The sequence below is a fragment of the Sphingomonas bacterium genome, from assembly GCF_903643065.1.
GTDB lineage: Bacteria > Pseudomonadota > Alphaproteobacteria > Sphingomonadales > Sphingomonadaceae > Sphingomonas.
Map to the genome: position 1 here is coordinate 1 of NZ_CAHJWX010000330.1, position 3,468 is coordinate 3,468.

Below are 3,468 nucleotides of genomic sequence, written 5' to 3' on the forward strand. Positions count from 1 at the left end.
TCACGGGATCGAACCGCATCGTTTCGAGGAGGTCGACCGCGCGCGCGCCGGCGGTGAGGAACGCGCCCTTGGCGAGCGCCTCGTCCCATTCCGCCTCGGCCCGGCTGTCCGCGACGATGCCGCCGCCCAGCCCCATGCGCGCGGCGCCGTCGCGCAGCGTCAGCGTCCGGATCGCGACGGAGAATTGCGCGTCGCCGACCCCCTGCTCCCTGGCTGCGTCGAGCCGCCCGATCGCGCCGGTATAGACGCCGCGCGGGGCGCCCTCGATCCCGGCCAGCGCCTCGATCGCGCGCAGCTTGGGCGCGCCGGTGATCGATCCGCACGGAAAGGCGGCGGCGAGCAGGTCGATCGCGTCGCGCCCGTCGGCGAGCGTCGCGGTGACGGCCGACACCATCTGGTGCACCGTCGGATAGCGTTCGACGGCGAACAGCTCGGGCACCGCGACCGATCCGGGCGCGGCGATGCGCGACAGGTCGTTGCGGATCAGGTCGACGATCATCAGATTTTCGGCGCGGTTCTTGGCGTCCGCCGCCAGCGCCGCCGCCGCCGCCGCGTCCGCGCGGGGGTCCGCTAGCCGCCGCGCCGTTCCCTTCATCGGACGCGCCGTCACCGTCCGCCCATCGAGCGCCACGAACAGTTCGGGCGAGAAGGACAGGATCGTCGAGCCGTCACACTCTGGGCCGGTCGCCACCACCGCGCTCCAGCCGGCGCGCGCGCGCCCGCGCACGGCGGCATGGATCGCCAGCGGATCGCCCGCGACCGGCACGGCGGCGGGAAAGGTCAGGTTCGCTTGGTACAGGTCGCCCGCGACGATCAGCTCCTGCACGGCGGCGAACCGGCGCGCATATACGGCGCGGTCGATCAGCGGACGGAGCGCGCCGACATACGCGCCGGCCGGGTCGGGGAGCGCGGCCAGATCCGGCTCCTCATACCCGTCGAACAACCCGAACCAGGCGAGCGGTCCGTCGACCGGGCCCGGCGGCAAGGCTGGCTCGAACGCGGCCGCCGCCTCATAGGCGAGGAACCCCGCCGCGTGCCGCCCGTCCACCCGGATCGCCGCCAGCACGTCGCGCACCTCGCCCGGCGTCCACGCGACCAGCACCCGCGCCGGATCGCGATACAACCGCGCCCGCCCCCCGTCCCGCGCGTCGTCCAACAGCACGTAGGGAGGCGAAAACATGGTTAACGGCATGCGCCCACTGCGAGCCCCGCACAATCCTCCCCGGTCCGCCCTGGTCACCCTCACCCTTTTCGCTCGGCTTCGCCAAGCTGTTTCCCTCTCCCAATGGGAGAGGGAAGGGGCCCGCTCGGCCATGGCCGAGTGGGAAGGGTGAGGGTGACGTGCCGGATCGTCACCGCGCCCCACCAAAGCCAAACAAGCTCTGTCCTACAGAGCTCGACTCATGCTCCAGCACGCATCCCACCCGCCGCCCGCCGCCGCCCCACGCCCGGCGGAACCGCCCGCCCCCGCCCGCGCGTTCCGCTTCCATGCACGCCTTCGCCGCGCTTCTCGATTCGCTGATCTACACGCGCGGCCGCAACGCGAAGCTCAAGCTGATCGCCGACTATCTCCACGCCACCCCCGATCCCGATCGCGGCTGGGCGATGGCGGCGCTGACCGGCGATCTCGATCTGCCGGCGGTCAAGCCCGCGCTGATCCGCGCGCTGATCGAGGCGCGCGTCGATCCCGTGCTGTTCCGCATGAGCCGCGACTATGTCGGCGACACGGCGGAAACGGTGGCGCTGCTGTGGCCGGCGCCGGCGGAGCAAGGTGTCTCGACTTCGCTCGACACGAACGGGATGATGGGCGGCCCCTCATCCCCGTTCGCCCCGAGCGAAGTCGAGGGGCCTGTTCTGACGCTGACCCAGGCCGTCGATCGCCTGCGTGCCATCTCCCGCTCCGACGCCCCGGCCGCGCTCGCCGCGATGCTCGACCGGCTGGACGCGGAGGAGCGGTTCGCGCTGCTCAAGATGGCGACCGGCTCCTTGCGCATCGGCGTCTCCGCGCGCCTCGCCAAGACCGCGCTCGCGCAAGGCTTCGGGCTGGAGGTCGATGCGGTGGAGGAGCTGTGGCACGGCCTGTCGCCCCCCTACGAACCGCTGTTCGCCTGGGTGCGCGGCGAGGGCGCGCCGCCGACGCCCGCCGACACGCCCGTGTTCCGCTCGTTCATGCTCGCCCATCCGCTGGAGGACGGCGCCGTCGATCTCGCCGACTATGCGGCGGAATGGAAATGGGACGGCATCCGCGTCCAGCTTGTCCATGTCGCGGGCGAGACGCGGCTCTACAGCCGCACCGGCGACGACGTGACCGCCAGCTTCCCGGAGGTCGCGGCCAGCTTCCGCGCGCCCGGCGTGCTCGACGGCGAGCTGCTGGTGAAGGGCGAGGCGCAGGGCGGGGAAGCGGCGTCCTTCAACGCGCTCCAGCAACGGCTCGGGCGCAAGGTGGTCAGCTCGAAGATGCTCGCCGACTATCCCGCCTTCGTCCGGCTCTATGACATTCTGTTCGACGGGGCGGAGGATCTGCGCGCGCTGCCCTGGACGCAACGCCGCGCCCGGCTGGAAGCGTTCGTGCCGGCGCTCGATCCCGACCGGTTCGACCTCAGCCAGGTGATCGACGCCGCGAGCTTCACCGAGCTGGAGGCGGTCCGCGCCGGCGCCCGCGACGCCGCGATCGAGGGCGTGATGCTCAAGCGCCGCGACAGCCCCTATGTCGCCGGCCGGCGGGCGGGGCTGTGGTACAAGTGGAAGCGCGAGCCCCTCACCGCCGATTGCGTGATGATGTACGCGCAGCGCGGCAACGGCCGCCGCTCGTCCTGGTATTCCGACTACACGTTCGGCTGCTGGACGGCCCCACCCGAGTCCGGCGGCGAGCTGCTCCCCGTCGGCAAGGCGTATCAGGGCATCACCGACCAGGAGATCGCCGAGCTGGACCGGTTCGTGCGGACCCACACGCTCCACCGCTTCGGCCCCGTGCGCGAGGTCGAGAAGACGATGGTGCTGGAGATCGCGTTCGATTCGATCCACGCGTCGGCCCGCCACAAGTCCGGCCTCGCCATGCGCTTCCCCCGCATCCTGCGCATCCGGCTGGACAAGCCGGCGATGGAGGCGGACCGGCTGGAGACGCTGCTGAAGCTCGCGACATGAGCGCGCGGCGATGGGGGCCCGCCCGCGTGCGGCTCGCTTACTGGTGGCGGCACGGTCGCGCGGCCGACCTCGCCGATCCCCGCCTGTTCACCGAATGGGTCCAGCACCGCAAGCTCCACGACCGCGATCCCCGCCTGCCGCCGCTCGCCGACAAGCTGGCGGTGAAGGCCCTGGTCGCGGCGATGCTGGGCGACGCCTGGGTGACGCCGACACTGTGGCACGGCCTCGTGCTGCCCGCGCGACCGGTCGCGCCGCTGCCGCTGGTGGTCAAGTCGCGCCACGGTTGCGGCGATGTCGCGCTGGTCCACGCGCCCGCCGACTGGG

At 72.3% G+C, this 3,468-nt stretch carries 2 protein-coding genes and 1 pseudogene; 2 read left to right on the forward strand and 1 reads right to left on the reverse strand.

Features of this window, described 5'->3' with window-relative positions:
• Positions 1-1,180: aminodeoxychorismate synthase component I (pabB, locus tag HUU95_RS11430; protein ID WP_254602756.1), on the reverse strand; the 1,180-nt coding region annotated here is incomplete at its 3' end.
• Between the two features lie 308 nt (positions 1,181-1,488).
• On the opposite strand from pabB, the gene HUU95_RS11435 reads away from it, so the two are divergent.
• Together HUU95_RS11435 and HUU95_RS11440 are read left to right on the forward strand one after the other, a co-directional pair.
• A complete protein-coding gene (locus HUU95_RS11435) occupies positions 1,489-3,144 on the forward strand; it encodes a cisplatin damage response ATP-dependent DNA ligase (protein ID WP_174280226.1) in 1,656 nt (551 codons plus the stop codon).
• Positions 3,141-3,468, forward strand: a pseudogene (locus HUU95_RS11440) (ATP-grasp fold amidoligase family protein); the annotation flags it as partial. The gene HUU95_RS11435 and the pseudogene HUU95_RS11440, both read left to right, overlap by 4 nt.

Bases quoted from the DNA above. Each gene is read 5' to 3' on its own strand.
- HUU95_RS11435 (WP_174280226.1), top strand. From the start codon at position 1,489: ATGCACGCCTTCGCCGCGCTTCTCGATTCGCTGATCTACACGCGCGGC.